General features: G+C 34.2%; 15 protein-coding genes. 7 read left to right on the forward strand and 8 right to left on the reverse strand.

The features are described 5' to 3' along the window. Window positions 1–160 precede the first annotated feature (160 nt). The 5 genes from M2265_RS10545 (at window position 161) to M2265_RS10565 (ending at window position 6,298) form a co-directional block, all read left to right on the forward strand. A complete protein-coding gene (locus tag M2265_RS10545) occupies window positions 161–2,710 on the forward strand; it encodes a prolyl oligopeptidase family serine peptidase (RefSeq protein WP_132771968.1) in 2,550 nt (849 codons plus the stop codon). A gap of 199 nt (window positions 2,711–2,909) precedes the next feature. Further along, entirely contained in the window at window positions 2,910–3,425 is a 516-nt protein-coding gene (locus M2265_RS10550; protein WP_021189788.1) for a hypothetical protein, read from the forward strand. A gap of 398 nt (window positions 3,426–3,823) precedes the next feature. After that, window positions 3,824–4,837, forward strand: coding sequence for an SMP-30/gluconolactonase/LRE family protein (locus M2265_RS10555; RefSeq protein WP_021189787.1), 1,014 nt, complete (start codon window positions 3,824–3,826; stop codon window positions 4,835–4,837). 415 nt (window positions 4,838–5,252) lie between these two features. Continuing rightward, window positions 5,253–6,026 carry a hypothetical protein gene (locus M2265_RS10560; protein ID WP_132771969.1) on the forward strand — a complete coding sequence of 258 codons (774 nt, stop codon included), beginning with the start codon at window positions 5,253–5,255 and terminating at the stop codon, window positions 6,024–6,026. Continuing rightward, on the forward strand, window positions 6,020–6,298 hold the full coding sequence (locus tag M2265_RS10565; protein WP_021189784.1) for a hypothetical protein: 279 nt from the start codon (window positions 6,020–6,022) through the stop codon (window positions 6,296–6,298). The genes M2265_RS10560 and M2265_RS10565 overlap by 7 nt, the downstream gene beginning before the upstream one ends. Before the next feature lie 117 nt (window positions 6,299–6,415). On the opposite strand, the gene M2265_RS10570 is transcribed toward M2265_RS10565, so the two are convergent. Further along, window positions 6,416–7,684, reverse strand: coding sequence for an NAD(P)-binding domain-containing protein (locus tag M2265_RS10570; protein ID WP_132771970.1), 1,269 nt, complete (start codon window positions 7,682–7,684; stop codon window positions 6,416–6,418). 161 nt (window positions 7,685–7,845) lie between these two features. Here M2265_RS10570 and M2265_RS10575 point away from each other — a divergent pair, with 161 nt between their 5' ends. Continuing rightward, window positions 7,846–8,775 (forward strand): helix-turn-helix transcriptional regulator, encoded by a 930-nt coding sequence (locus M2265_RS10575; RefSeq protein ID WP_132771971.1) that lies wholly within the window; start codon window positions 7,846–7,848, stop codon window positions 8,773–8,775. Window positions 8,776–8,872: 97 nt separating this feature from the next. Continuing rightward, entirely contained in the window at window positions 8,873–9,715 is an 843-nt protein-coding gene (locus M2265_RS10580) for a GNAT family N-acetyltransferase (protein WP_021189779.1), read from the forward strand. Between the two features lie 4 nt (window positions 9,716–9,719). Here the strand turns inward: M2265_RS10580 and M2265_RS10585 are convergent, their stop codons facing one another. The 7 genes from M2265_RS10585 to M2265_RS10615 form a co-directional block, all read right to left on the reverse strand. Further along, the gene (locus tag M2265_RS10585; protein ID WP_132771972.1) at window positions 9,720–10,469 is read right to left on the reverse strand and encodes a YoaK family protein; all 750 of its coding nucleotides are present in this window, start codon (window positions 10,467–10,469) and stop codon (window positions 9,720–9,722) included. After that, window positions 10,453–10,953, reverse strand: coding sequence for a hypothetical protein (locus tag M2265_RS10590; protein WP_031288155.1), 501 nt, complete (start codon window positions 10,951–10,953; stop codon window positions 10,453–10,455). The genes M2265_RS10585 and M2265_RS10590 overlap by 17 nt, the downstream gene beginning before the upstream one ends. After that, a complete protein-coding gene (locus M2265_RS10595) occupies window positions 10,940–11,452 on the reverse strand; it encodes a hypothetical protein (protein WP_021189777.1) in 513 nt (170 codons plus the stop codon). The genes M2265_RS10590 and M2265_RS10595 overlap by 14 nt, the downstream gene beginning before the upstream one ends. A 130-nt stretch (window positions 11,453–11,582) precedes the next feature. Further along, window positions 11,583–12,941 (reverse strand): sensor histidine kinase, encoded by a 1,359-nt coding sequence (locus M2265_RS10600; RefSeq protein WP_132771973.1) that lies wholly within the window; start codon window positions 12,939–12,941, stop codon window positions 11,583–11,585. Between the two features lie 6 nt (window positions 12,942–12,947). Continuing rightward, on the reverse strand, window positions 12,948–13,670 hold the full coding sequence (locus tag M2265_RS10605) for a response regulator transcription factor (protein ID WP_132771974.1): 723 nt from the start codon (window positions 13,668–13,670) through the stop codon (window positions 12,948–12,950). A gap of 207 nt (window positions 13,671–13,877) precedes the next feature. Continuing rightward, the gene (locus M2265_RS10610) at window positions 13,878–14,372 is read right to left on the reverse strand and encodes a hypothetical protein (protein WP_132771975.1); all 495 of its coding nucleotides are present in this window, start codon (window positions 14,370–14,372) and stop codon (window positions 13,878–13,880) included. A gap of 232 nt (window positions 14,373–14,604) precedes the next feature. Continuing rightward, the gene (locus tag M2265_RS10615) at window positions 14,605–15,417 is read right to left on the reverse strand and encodes an alpha/beta hydrolase (RefSeq protein ID WP_243655475.1); all 813 of its coding nucleotides are present in this window, start codon (window positions 15,415–15,417) and stop codon (window positions 14,605–14,607) included. Window positions 15,418–15,426: the final 9 nt, after the last annotated feature.

Consider the following 15,426-nt stretch of genomic DNA (forward strand, 5'->3'; position numbering starts at 1 on the left):
CGACAAATAATAGGTTTCGCCATTGCAAAAAATAACCCGAATAATATTTATTTATAAGACGACATTGATCCACTCAGACGCAAAAACATTGAATTCACATCAAGAATGAAGAGGAGCTCAATAAAGATATGTATATTAGATTTACTAAACCTTTTTCAACATGCAATACCAGCAATCACTCTTAAATATAAAATCGATTTTCATAATCTTGTTTTTAAGTTTAATAATCATACCTTCTTCGGCACAAAACATACATCGCTTTACAGAAGGGCTTAGCATAGAAGCATCCTTTACCTATGGAAGGGAAGCCATATATACAGACGAACTACTCTGGTATTTTTACCAGCATAAATTATCCACCCCTGTGGCAGGAACAACTTTAGATGGCAAAGATGATAAAGCTTTATGGACTATTGTAAAAGCCGATACTAGTGGCTTCTTTAGACGTCAACAAAATAGAGCGACCAACCTACAGCAACCCAATAATCCACCAGGACCAGGTCGTATTGCACAGCAAAGTCAAAACACAACATCTGCCGCATCAACATATAGAGGGCCGCGCCCGAGCTATCTTTATCTTACTTACCATTCAAATAAAGAACAGGCCGCTCTACTCAATATCAGAGGGAATAGCGCAGTTCTTATTAATGGTGAAATGCATACTGGCGACCCCTATCGTATGGGCTGGCTATATATTCCCGTCCAGTTGAAGAAAGGCTTAAACGAATTTTATGTAAGAGGTTCTTTCATAGCTGCGACACTCAGTTTTCCAAAAAACAAAATACAGATAGCAACCGAAGACCTGACACTTCCAGATATCGTACAGGGTAAACAAAATCAGAATCTCCTTATCGGCCTAGTTCTGATTAATACAAGTAATAAAAATATTCATAATATAAAAATTCAGAGCAATACTGGAGGGAGAAAAGTAATTTCAACAGCACCTGTTCTTATGGCCAATAGTACACGGAAAATTATCGTTCCTGTTGATGCATCTGCAATAAATAGTTTAGGTGAAGTACAAACTGATATCGCTATCTGGGATAAAGAAAAGTTGATCGAGACGAAAAAAATACCGCTGAGAAGTGTATCGGGAAATACTCCCTATCGAATCACATTCATCAGCAAAATAGATAATAGTTTACAATATTATGCCGTAAATCCAGCCTTAGGAGGAGAAAAAGCAGGAGATGCACTTTTCTTTTCAGTACATGGTGCCGGTGTAGAAGCCTTAGGGCAAGCACAGGCTTATCAAGCAAAGGATTGGGGAACACTTGTCGCACCGACCAATCGTCGCCCCCGCGGGTTCAACTGGGAGGATTGGGGCAGAATGGACGCTTTAGAAGTACTCGACCTTGCCCAACAAACGTTAAAGCCAGACAGCCAAAAAATTTACTTAACTGGTCATTCCATGGGCGGACACGGCACCTGGTTCCTAGGCGCTACTTATCCAGAAAAGTGGGCAGCAATAGCACCTTGTGCAGGATATCCAACTTTAAAAGGCTACGGATCTGCTGATGGGCTGATACCAGAAAAAGGCCGAAATATGTATGAAGACATATTATTAAAGTCAGGAAATCAAAGTGATGTAATTGCATATGCAAGCAACTACAAACCTTTAGGAATATATGTGCTCCATGGTGATGCTGATCGAACAGTATCTGTTGAATATGCACGTCAAATGCGTAAATTACTCGGAACTTTTCATCCGGATTTTAGCTATTACGAATATCCAGGTGGATCACATTGGTACAGTAATGAAAGTGTCGACTGGAAACCTTTATTTGATTACTTTAAAATACATCAAAGAAAAACAACAAACGAAGTCGATCATATTGATTTCAAAACATCAAATCCTGGTATCTCAGCGACATACTACTGGAGTACGATCTATCAACAGATTAAGCCACTTGATTATTCACAAATTGTACTTACTAGAAATCTGGAGAAAAGAACCCTAATCGGTAAAACAGATAATGTACAGATATTGAAATTAAATTTGGAAGGTTTTCAGAAAAATGAACCCATCACGATTGATATCGACAGCTCCAATACAATTACCTATCAGTGGAATACAATTGAACAATCTGTAGTGTACCTCAAAAGAGAAACCCAAGGTTGGTTAGTTGTTGAAAGACCAAAGCTAGATCAAAAAGGCCCTCACCGGAACGGTTCTTTTAAAGAGGCCTTTAACCACAGTATGGTGTATGTTTATGGTACAACCGGAACTAAAGACGAAAATAAATGGGCTTTAGAAAAAGTACTCCATGATGCTGAAGCATGGTATTACAGAGGTAATGGAACATTTGATATGATAGCTGACCGCGACTTTGATGCAGAAAAATACATTGATCGCAATATTATATTAATTGGTAATGCAAAAACAAATAGTGCTTGGAACAAACTGCTTAGTGACTGCCCAATTACGGTAACGTCTGATCAAATTAAAATAGATAAACAAACTTATAAAGGCAATAATTTAGGCGGTTACTTTTACTGGAAAAAACCAGGAACCGAAACCAGAGGTGTTGGCGTGATTACAGGAACTGGACTTAAAGGAATGCAGGCCACAGGAGCAAATCAATATTTTGCAGGAGCTAGTGGTTTTCCAGATTATATGTTCTTCAATTTAGATATGTTAAAAAATGGTCCAGAGAATATAATAGATGCAGGATTTTACTCGAATGAATGGAAGATAGAAGCAAAATAAAAAAAATAAGGCAAATAGAATCAGAAAATTAAATTGTAAAGTGATCTAGCTTTAAAAAATATTAAACAACAAAATAACTACCTCATTAGCAAAATGATGACTTTTTCAACATTTAAATTAGAGGGGATTGGCAAACTATTTGTTATAACAGCGAAAGTTTTCCTTTTGAAAACTTAAACTAATATTTTTTATAATTATCATGAAAAAAGTAATTCTACCTTTTCTTACTCTTTTTACTTTATTATTTGCCGCTCATCAGAAGGCAAATGCACAAACACCTTATCGTACGGCCATTGGTTTAGGGATAGATTTAGGTGATGGCGAAACTTTATTTGGTCCACAAATAAAACATAACTTTGGCGGAAATGACGCTGTAAATGCACAGGTATTATTTGGGGATAATATCACAGTGCTAGGCGTTGACTATTCCTATAACAAAAGAATTCCAGGAGCTCGTGGTCTTTCCTGGTATATTGGTGTTGGTCCGCAAGTATCGTTTATCGATTATGATAAAGGGTACAAAAAGTATCATTGGAAAGATGGTGATGATACGCATGTAGATTTTGCAATAAGACCAGCGCTCGGTTTAGAATTTAGAATTCCTTCCGCTCCATTGGCGATGCATTTTGATTGGAAACCTTGGTGGAATATTTCTCATGATGTTAACTTTGATCCATCAAGTTTCTCATTGGGATTCAAATTCGTTTTAAAATAAACGAAATTATAGCTAACAAAAAAAGGAACTCCTGCACAACATAAAGTTTGCAGGAGTTTTTTTATCATAAAACTTCAATTACCCTAACCGATAAAAATTCATCTTCCAATCTGAAATAATAAACGGGAGCTACTGCTATTTTGATCTTCTCCTCTGCCATCTAACCTAAACAAAGGTTAATATATACAACCATGAAATAACCCTAAACATACATATAGTTAAGTTTCTGGATAAGAAGAATTGATTATTTTTAGTAAACGATAAATATTACTATCTTTATTAATAACTGAGTACCAATAGTTTTTAAATTTTTGTGTTTTATAAAAGGATAAAACTTTATAGAAATGCTGATCTATTCAAAACCATACTCAATTTAAACCACAATCAAAATTTTAATAATGACTATTCATAGAAACATAAAATTGACAGTAGCTATATTGACTATAATATTTTCATCACCTGTATTCGGACAAACTCCTTCAAAATTCTATGATCAAGCTAAAATAGAGGTATTTCACCCCGATTTTAAAAAAATAATTGACCCTCTTATAAAAATTGAGTTACTAGCAGAAGGTTTCCAGTGGACAGAGGGACCGGTATGGGTTCAAAAAGGTAACTATCTCTTGTTTAGCGACACAAGGCTGAACACCATATATAAGTGGTCCTCAAAAAATGGAGTAGAGAAATTTATACAACCTGCAGGATACCAAGGAACTGAGATCTACAGTGAAGAACCAGGTACTAATGGGCTCGTGATCAACAAAGAAGGATATCTCGTTGCATGTGATCATGGGAATAGACAAATTGTTCAGATCGATCTCAATAAACGAAAATTTACACCATTAAGTACACACTGGAAACAGCTCAGATTTAATTCCCCTAATGATATCTGTCAACATGATCATGGAGATTACTTTTTCACTGACCCTCCTTACGGACTCCCTAACCGGGAAGTGGATACTATAAATAGAGAGATCATTAGTAATGGTGTATATCGACTAGATTCCTTTGGAAACGCGATCCAAATAATCTCTAATTTAACAAGACCTAATGGTATAGCACTTTCAACAAAACAAGATAAACTGTATGTCTCCATTAGTGATCACAAGCACCCATTTATTATGGAATATTCTTTAAATAATAAATTAGAAGTGGGAAAACCAGAGGTTTTTGTTGATTTCAAATTAAAGTTTCCATCAGAACCAATGGCTGCCGATGGTATTAAAGTACATCCTGACGGATATGTTTTTGCCGCTGCTGGAAGCGGAATTATCATACTGAACGATAAAGGAGATGTAATAGGTAGAATTAAACTCGGAATTGCAACGGCAAACTGTAATTTCGGTGGAGATGGATATCTATATATAACTGCCTCTGATAAACTCTTACGCGTTCCCCTTCTGAAATTATAATATCCAAATTTCAGAACATTCGATTTACGTATCACATAAATCTTGATTTCCAGCACTTGCTATCCCCCCTTTAGCAATGATGTTTTTGTTTCAGCTGACAACCAAAAGAATACAAAAAAATGTTGTTATAGCAGAATCGCTCGTAAAAATTAAATTTTTACCTGCTTATAATAAAAATGCTACACCGCAAATTCCATAAAAATAGAATCACATCCTAATTATCTAAAGTTATTTTAATTTTCCTATTGCAGGGTTAATTAATTATGATTAAAATTGATAAATAATAAATAAAATAAAAAATGAATTTAATTCCCTAATAGAACAAAATTAGTTTTAAAAAATACCATTCAGATCTAAACTCATTAATTTTTATTAAATATATTTTTATCAAAAACCTAAACACCGTAAGATTCTTATGACTAGATTTACACAAAAAATGATGTTAATTCTGTTGATTTTCACAAGTCAACTTGTTATTAACTGTTCTTCAGACAATGATCCAATTAATGAAGAAATTGAAAACCCAACCGGATGGATGGATGATCTGGAGAGATCACTTGGTACAGGTACTAAGGCCAAATTAAATAATTGGGTAGAAAAAGGATTAGATAATACGAAGCTAAAAGAAGCTTTCTCTAAAACGAGTGATAAAGCTTGTTTAATGACTAAACTTGAAACTGCAATCAGCATTTATCACCAAAGAGTTCATATAGAAGATTGGAACAATATTCCAGGAATCGCAAAATCTGATTATAAATCAAATGGTTTATTGGCAGGTATTAACCATCCGGATTGGAATGATCCAGCTTTAGATCTACCAGCTATTGAGGCCGCCAACTTTGTTGATGCAACAGCAACGGTTCTACCTTCCGGAACAAAAATTTACCGGGTAACCGGAGGTAATCCTGCAGGAGGATACTGGACAAAGGAAAAACCAAAATCTGTTGGAGCTGTTATTGGTGGTACTGCCGTTCAGCCCGCTTGGAACGATTTTAGTAAATGCTACGAATATGAAGTTCCACAAAAGCAGACTTTAAAAGTTTGGCAGGGAATTACCGCAAAACAACCTATTGCAGCAGGTGTAATTAATCCACACCTACCTGGAGGAGAACTACAGTTATTCATCCCTCCAGCAGTTAGAGACGATGCTTTTAAAAAATTAGTAATACAAATTCCATTATCATGGTAAGTTCAGAGAAAATAAAAAATGATTATCTAAAGTTATTGCAACTAATAGAAAAAGAAGCCGCAAATGAAACCACTATTCAAGCATATCTAAACTATCTCAATAACTACAAAGACAGATTCATAAACGAAGATAACATTCAGCACGGTCAGGAATTGAGAGAATTTTTGAAAGGGGCAAATAGATTCTCAGATGAATTTTCATTTTCTAATCAAAATATTTCTCAAATACGGACATTAATCAATAGTATTTATGAGTCACTAAACAACTCATAATAGATCAGACCATTAAAGATTGCTATCTTTTTATGCAGATAGCAGTCTTTTATGTCGAAATAGACATTTTATTCACAATAGCTTCTTGCTCAAAAGGGATAAAAATTACACTTCAATTCATTGGTTCTTATTCAAATTTTGCATAATTTTTTCTACAATTGCTTTTGCATCATCACTTACTCCAAAAACAAGTCCTGATTTTTTCTTCCGTAACCAGGGAAAGCCTATGCAATAAAGACCCTCCGTTAGCATTTCACCATCTACATGCTCAGGTCTTCCCTTATCATCAACTAAAGATGCATTTAGATAACTAAAGTCATATCCAAACCCTGTAGCCCAAATTATTGTAGCTATATCAAAGTCTCTTAAACAAAGTATACGTAAATCGGAAGCTGAAACATAGTTATTATCAGGACAATCTGAAAGATCCTCCTCTTCTTCTGAAATAAATGCAGAATGCTTTTCAAGGTAAGCATCTACTTGACTCTTAATAAAAACCGAGGTTTCATCTGCATAATGGATATTACTTTTAGCATTATCATCAAAATATAGATTTTCATCATCTACGCCTTTTAAACCACCAAGAATTGTGACCCCTATACTATACAATGATTGATAACTTACCGTATGTCCTAACAAACCTAGACCTGAAACTTGAGGTTGCACAGCAAGTAAATGAGATTTTTCTTTTAACAACTTACTGGACATATCCATCATCCCCATCCGATCCATCCATTCCATGATATCTTTCCCTTTATAGCGGCGTGGTGCTCTTGCGACTTTACTTCCAGCTAAATATACTTTTCTCTTTGCCAGAGCCAGTTCTTCAGCAATCTGACAACCTGATTGCCCACCTCCCACAACCAATATATTTCCAGTAGGCATTTGTTTCACATTCTTATATTCGGAAGCGTGAAATTGTTTTACATGAGCAGGTACGTTTTTCCATAGCTTGGGCAATGAAATCTTATTCATAATACCCGAAGCGATTACAACTGCTTTTGATAAAAATGTATAAAATACACCCTCCTTCTCTATATTAACAGCAAAACCTATGTCAGTTTTTTCAATTCCGATTACTTTATGGTTTTCTAATATAGGTAGGTTAAATGTTCGAACATACTTTTTCAAATACATTACAAATTCTTCTTTAGTCATAAAGTATTCCCTTTTATTAATCGGAATATCCATACCAGGAAGAGTGGTCATCCAGTTCGGTGTATTCATTTTGAATGAATCCCAGCGATGCTCTTTCCACGAATAACCAATAAAATGCTGCTCCAATACGATATGTTTTATTCTATGGTTTTTAAGATAATAGCCTATGGCCAGTCCAGCTTGCCCAGCTCCGACAACAATAACATCCTGTATTTTTTCAACTTTCATTTTAAACTGTCTTAAAAAAATTCAACTTATGAAGGAATAAAGCAAATTGTATATCGAGTTCATTCCAAAACAATACATAAAAACTTATTTGCTTACCTTTGTACAAATATTATCATTACATATCGAGAGAAGATAACGCAATAGAGATTAAAACCTACGCAATGATGCAAAATCAGGAATTAACTATTATCCAACGCAATAGTCTAAAAAGCGAAAAGTTTTCTGCTTATTCGGAAAAGAAACATAATATAAAAACAAAATCAGGTGGTGCGTTTTTTTTTCACGAAACGACCTTTGATTCGTTACAATTTATCCAGTGCAATTACACATTAATTAAAGAAGAGCAACTCCAGATTAATATTGAAAAAGAAGCTCTTGAAATGCACTTCAGATTAGATGGATCTAGTGGAGCTTATCGTTCCGGACAACCATTGAATCTTATAAAAGGAAGCAATACTATAACATATTTAGAAGATTATAGACAAGATATTGTGATGTCTCCAACTGAAACAGGAAGTTTTTTGGAAATTAGGATAGGCCAATCTCATTTTGAAAAATTATTAAGTGATTTTGTTTCTGACACATCAAATCTATTCTCAGGAACTGTGATGACCACTACTCCAGCAATGCGTAATACAATTGCTCAGATTCAAATTAACCCTTACAATCAAAAGATGCGCGGGCTATATATGGAAGCAAAAATGACAGAACTTTTCCTACTGCAATTACAAAAATCCAATAATCATCCCCACCAAAAATCTCCCTCTTTTGGAAAAATGGATAGAGATAAACTCTTTCATGCGAAGCAACTAATCGAGCAGCACATGGACCAATTCCTAACCATCACACAACTGGCTCAACTTATTGGCATGAACAAACGGAAACTTATGCTAAGCTTTAAAGAGCTTTTTGGAATGACAGTATACAGCTACATCAAAGATCTGAAAATGGAAGAAGCAAAAAGGCTGTTGTTAGAAGAGGAAAAATATGTAAATGAAGTGGCAGACCACATCGGTTATCAGAATCCCCAACATTTTATAACAGCATTTAAAAAGAAATTTGGCATTTCTCCAGGTACACTAAAACAGTAAAACTTCTAGCACTTAAGAAAGTTATACCTTAGTAAAGTGAATAGAATAGTTCACTCATCTTACTCAAAAATAATAAGAAAGCATTCTGTAATAAAAAATGGAAATTACAACTTTAGAAAATATCAGAATTGATTACATTACAGAAATTTTGAACCAATCATTTTCTGATTATATCGTTCCATTTCAACTTACTTCTCAGCAGTTGGAATATAAAATTTTCACCGAAAACATCCGGCTTGATTTATCTTTAGGAGTTTTTTATTCAGGTAAATTAGTTGGTTTTATGCTTCATGCCTTAAATCATAATGGTGAAAAATTGGTCGCTTATAATGCTGCTACTGGAGTCATTCCTGATTTTCGAGGACAAGGTTTGGTAGGTAAAATGTATAATTACTTAATCCCAAAACTAAGAGATCTTGATGTAGATCATATGGTACTGGAAGTTATTGTCGGTAACCAACGTGCAATACGCGCCTATGAGAAAATGAATTATCGGGTTAATAGAACGCTAGATTGTTTTAAAGGATCTTTTGAATCAGATAAGAAATCCAGTTTTTTATCTATTAAACAAGTAGAAAATTTTAAATGGGATGATTTTATATCTTTTTGGTCAATTAAACCATCTTGGCAAAATTCCATAACAACTTTAGAAAAAAGCAAAGATAAGATTACTATCCTCTGCGCGTATTTAGAAGACGAATTGGCCGGATATATAATCTATAATGCTCAGACAAAAAGAATACAACAAATTGCAGTTCCTACAATCCATAGACGGAAAGGCATAGCAACACAATTGATAAATGCGATGACACAATCAACCGGATCAAAAGAACTGTATGCCTTTAATATCGACAATAGTTCTTCAGAAAGCACCGGATTTTTTAAAAGTTTAAGTCTTGAAAATAATGTGTCTCAACTTGAAATGATAAAAAATATATAAAAAGCTAGGAAACTAATGATTGGCGGTGTCGCTGCACATATTGTTTTTTGATAATATATAGTTTATAGTAATCATAAGAGCCTATGATCAATAGCACAAAACATACTACGTAAAATGTCTTATTGGTCAAAAAAGCAAATGATAAACCACTTAACAGCCCGCCCGCAACATAAGCCATTACTATACTCAACAATAAATTAAACTTATCAACAAGTGCTTTATTATGTCTGTTAGATTCCTTTGTAAACATAGAAATCAGAATAGCCAGATCTGTTGTAAGCCCAGTCAAATGAGTCGTTTTTACTACTGAGTTTGAAATACTGGCAGTCAATCCATTTTGTAGCCCCATAGCGAATAACAACGCCCCCACCAAGATTTCTGTTTCCTGTAAAGAATCTTTATAAAAAAAATCCAGATAAATGCCGACAAATAATATGCTTAATATTTCAAGAACTAAAGGTATAGAATGAGTAAGAAAAGCACTAAAACGCCCCTTTCCATGAATAATAATCATATTCGAAAGCATACTGCCGATTAAAAATAATAATATCCAGAATAAAACTACAGCCCCCTGATACCAGTTACCCTTAGCAATCTCTTGAGCAAAAATGGCATAATACCCCGTTACATTTGAGGTAAATGAAAAAAAAACGATGACCGATGCGACATTGACCATACCTGCTGAAAAAGCAGTCAAGGATCCCAATTTAATATTGTCTTGTATCGTGCGATGATTACTATATTTTCTTAGCATAATTTATTTTTTCTCCTTTCTCCAACACAATTCGTGCAATTCCCTTAGCCTGTAGATCTAAATTAAGATGTAGTATTAATCTGGTATCACTAAGTTCATGTATCACAAAACTTTCCACAAGTTTATCGTCTTTCCGTAGCTCCAAAATATGACCTCTTCCCTTTAAAAACCAATTATATCTATTATCATGATGATGGGCAATATAACTGCGGCTTCCTTTTCTTTCAAAGTGCCACAAACCGTCTTGAAGAGGCGGTAAATGTGCAATCAGAGTATTTTTAATTTCTTCATGAATCGTCGATTGCTTTTGAAAAGATGGCATATTATCCACTTTTTCAAAATACCATCCTTGTTCGACCCATTCTCCTTCCAACATACGCTCTGGACTTTCATAAAACATCACCATAGTTGTTGCTAAAAAAAGAAGCAAAGCAAGTAAGATAAAGTTGAATTTAACCAGCAGATTTATTTTAATAATTGACATCCCATTTTTTTTTAAAGAATAAATCAGATAAAACATTACACTCAAATTTCTCAGTACCGGGTTTCTGTATAATTCCGACTTGCCCCAGTTTACGCGCGTTCAACCGCAGTAAAACCTTTCCTACATCAAAAAAATGCTTAGTTCTTTTTTCAAATGCATAATTTGATGGCACTCTGATTTCATCAATCTTTGCGCCTAATAAATAATTATGTAAGTAATTTGAATTGTCGGTACCGATGATATCCGTATATATGACCAACTTCCGATCTTCATAGCGATTACAGATCATCTGGCAAGCTTTAATAAAATCTTCCGAATGAAGATCTGACAGTTGATCCTCCAGTTTAATACCTAGCAATTCACTGATAGACGTACTACTGCGGTTGCCATATACCAATACGACTTCCACTTCTTTCGCCTTCGAATGTTCGAGACTTTGGATCACAAATAAAAGGGAATCTATTGTAAAATCACTAGGAATCAATATACGTTTCTTCATATCAAATTACTTTTGATACAAAGTTAACACCGAGAGATTGCAATGGAATGAAGCTGAAATTAGCTTTCTATTAGAATTTCAAAGCTGAAATTAAAATGAGATTAAAACAAATGAAAAGATTAGAATAGGATTAAAATTTAAGATAAGTAGGGAGCTCTATTTCAACTGTTGTTCCTTTTCCTACAGAAGATTTAACTTTTAACGTCCCCTCGTGTAATTTAATGATATTGCGAGCCAAAGGCAAGCCAATACCATAACCGTCAATACCATCGGTATTTGAAGCCCTAAAATAAGGATCATAAATATGTTCCAAATCTTCTGAAGGGATACCTATGCCCTCATCTTTGATCAAAATAAACACCTTATTATCCAAAGCACCTAAAGCAATATAGGCAGTCCTATTAGATGAGTACTTACAGGCATTACTAATAATATTGGACAAAGCCAATTGAAGTAAAATAGCATTTCCATTAATTTTAAGACGCATACTGTCATCTGGCAATAAGTCAAAATCAGTAACAATACGAAACTTATCATTAATAGCTTTGATTGTCAACTCTGCATCCATTATAATTTGATCAATACGAACAGGACTAAAAGAAGATGAATTACTGACAAAACCAGTACGTGCCAACAACAAAAGTGCCTTTGTTTTTTTTTCTAAATGCTCAGCAGATGAAATAATTTTCAAAAGAGTTTTTTGATAATCTTCTTTCCTTCGCTCTTTTGATAGCGCCAGATCTGCCTGCCCTATTATGGAAGTCAAAGGAGTATTCAATTCATGTGAAGCATTACTGATAAAATTTTTCTGAGTTTCAAATGATGTCTCTAATCTTGTTAACATATTATTAAAAGTGCTGGCAAGATCCTTAAGTTCCCCTTTATATTTAACTTCATCCAATCTTTTATGTAAATTTTCAGAACCTATTTGTTGCACCTCCTTCATCATTGTTAAGATAGGCTTCAAAAAAGAACGTTTCATAAAAACGGAAACTACCAAAATAAAAAGTATACCCAAGATTAAACTAATTATCAGCAGATTTCGAAGATATGCAAGATGATGCGTATAAAAGTAGTTCTCAGCAGAAGCTCCAATTATATACCTTCGTCCATCCTTTTCAAAAAATTTGGTCGAATAAAACTGACTATCGGATTTAAAATTAGAAACACCTTTTTTATCGATCTTACTCCATAGCTTTCGATTAAAACCGCGACTCTTCACAATATTCCCAGCGGCATCGAACTCGACAAGAAATTCGTGCTGATTATCAAGATTCTCAATAAATTCTAAGCTCCATTGGTTATTTTGATCTGCGCTACCATTATTTAAAAACTTCTCAGCTGCTATATTCCGTCTCAGATCTAACCGTTTATAAAAATCGCGAAACGCAAAATTGGAAATAGAATAAAAAATAAAACCAACAAAACAACAGACATAGATAACCAGGATGGTAATGAGGTAAATAAGCTTTTTATTATAATTATGCATAAAATCTTAATCTTCGACTTTTAAAACATATCCCATACCGATCACTGTATGTATAGCTTTTTTGGATGATACTTTTTCTATTTTCTTGCGGAGATAGTTAACATAAACATCCACTACATTAGAACCAATATCAAAGTTTATTCCCCATACCCGATCAAGCAGTTCGCTACGCTCAAATACTTTTTTGGGATTTTGGATAAACAATAAAAGCAATCGATATTCTGTACTCGTAAGCGTTAATTCTTGTTTTTCACAATAAGCTATTTTTTTATAATCATCGATTTCAAAAAAACCGTATTTATATATCTCATGGACTGGTTCCTGATCCCGCTGTGTAGCCTGAAGTATGGAATGCTTGCGTCGAATCAAAGAACGAATTCTTGCTTTAAGTTCAATCAGTTTAAAAGGTTTAGAAAGATAGTCATCAGCCCCGTTGTCCAAACCCAGAACAACATTTTCGGGAGTTCCCAAGGCAGTTAGCATCATCACAGGTAAATCAGTATAACCCCAAAACCGGATTTGTCTACAAATCTCCAGCCCATTGGTACCTGGTAACAATATATCCAACAGTACGAGAGATATATCATGATTGCTAAGCAGCTCCTGTAATAAATTTGCTTTATTTAAATGAATTACCTGATAACCGTCCTCTTCCAAGCCCTGAACAATCAGATCAGCTACATCTTGTTCGTCCTCTACCAAGATAATTTTTTGTTGCTCTATATTCATGACATGATATCTGATTACCTTTTAATTCCTTCAAAAGATAAAAATAAGCTTTTGGTAACTCACACACAAATTTGAAGACATATCGGAGCAAAGAATATGAAACCAGAGACCATGCTAGAAAATAAAAAGTAAAATACCTTATTATACTTTGGTGTTTTCAGCAAGAAATAAATAAAATAGAAGAAGGTCAGAAACGGATCAATTAAATTATAAGAATTGCAAACCAATTCCATCAACTCTCGTATCTAACCATATTTTTTCTCTTGATTTAAGTACTTGATTTGGACAAGAATGACGCAAGATGAAATCATCATTGTCCTCATTCAGATAAGGGTTAATATCATCTTGATCTGATAAATAAACAATATTAAACACAGCATCTTGATCATCTGCATTAATATCAGATTGTAAAACTTTAACATCTTGAGTCATTAGCCACTTTGATGCTTCGTCTTTATTAAAGTATTTTAAATGTAAGATATCTACACCAAACTGCTCCAATTCTTTAGTGGCCCTATCTGGAAAAAAGTTAAGCAGATAACCTTTATATACCTCTATGTGATTATTCCTAAGCGCATAATTTCTTACAATAAGTCTGTGAGGATTATATTCAAAATTGAACATCATAGGATTTTCCATAAAACCATAATGCAGATTATATTGTAAAATACGTGCATCCATATTGATCTTTTCGTTTTTCATAATTGGCATAGTTTAGTATAATCAATAACATTAAATTACCTAAATAGTTCGTACAATTGCTAATTTCCTAACACTTTAAGCAACATTCTCACTCATTTACTATAAACCACAAAAAATAATATGACGATGAATTCAATTCAAAATCTGAAAGAAGATTATAAACCGTAAAAATCAGAATAGATTAAAAATCAACAAGATCAAGGTATCTTAATCTATTCCTAAATTTTCATTATTAATTTCGGTCTAGTTTCTCCATCCATCTTAATAACAACAAACAACCTGGGGCATACACAGCACCGTGATCAAAACCCTGTAATTGGAATAACTCCGTTTTAGAATGTTTTAAGTTTTCGAGCACTTTGGCCAGATGTGCATTCTCCTCATATCTGGCAGGTAATTCTAATCTAGCATCACCTGTAATCAACAAAGTCGGAGGAGCATCCTTTCTAGCAAAATGAATAGGTGCATACTGATCAATAATGGGTATTTCCATTGACTGTTTACGTTCCTTCTTGATAGTGTAATGGGTATTTGTTTGTCCGCTGATAGGAGCTAAACCTTTGATCTGGTTAGCATCTATATGGTATTTCTTCAGATAGCTCACATCCAATCCGACCATCAATGCTAGATAACCTCCAGCCGAATGCCCAGATACATATATTTTAGTAGGATCACCACCATACTTTGCGATGTTATTGAACGCCCAGGCAACAGCAGCAGCAGCATCATCAATATAATCTGGCCCCTTTACTTTGGGACTCAATCTATAATTAACAGCAATTACAGCAATCCCCTTTTCCTTAAGCTCCAATGGTACATATTTTTCTCCTTCCTCTAATCCTCCGCCATGAAACCATACGACTGTAGCAAAACTCGATTTGTCCTCCGGAAAATACAAATCTAACTTACAGCGCTCTTGTTTATACATATCTTTTTCAGACTTTTCTACATAAGAAATATCTTGCAACAATTTATAACCCTGCGCTGAAGAAGTGAAATTAGTTAAGATTAAACAAAAGAATACAAAAATTTTATACAACATCATGATCTAATT

Origin of the sequence: Sphingobacterium kitahiroshimense (assembly GCF_025961315.1) — a bacterium.
Taxonomy (GTDB): Bacteria; Bacteroidota; Bacteroidia; order Sphingobacteriales; family Sphingobacteriaceae; genus Sphingobacterium; species Sphingobacterium anhuiense.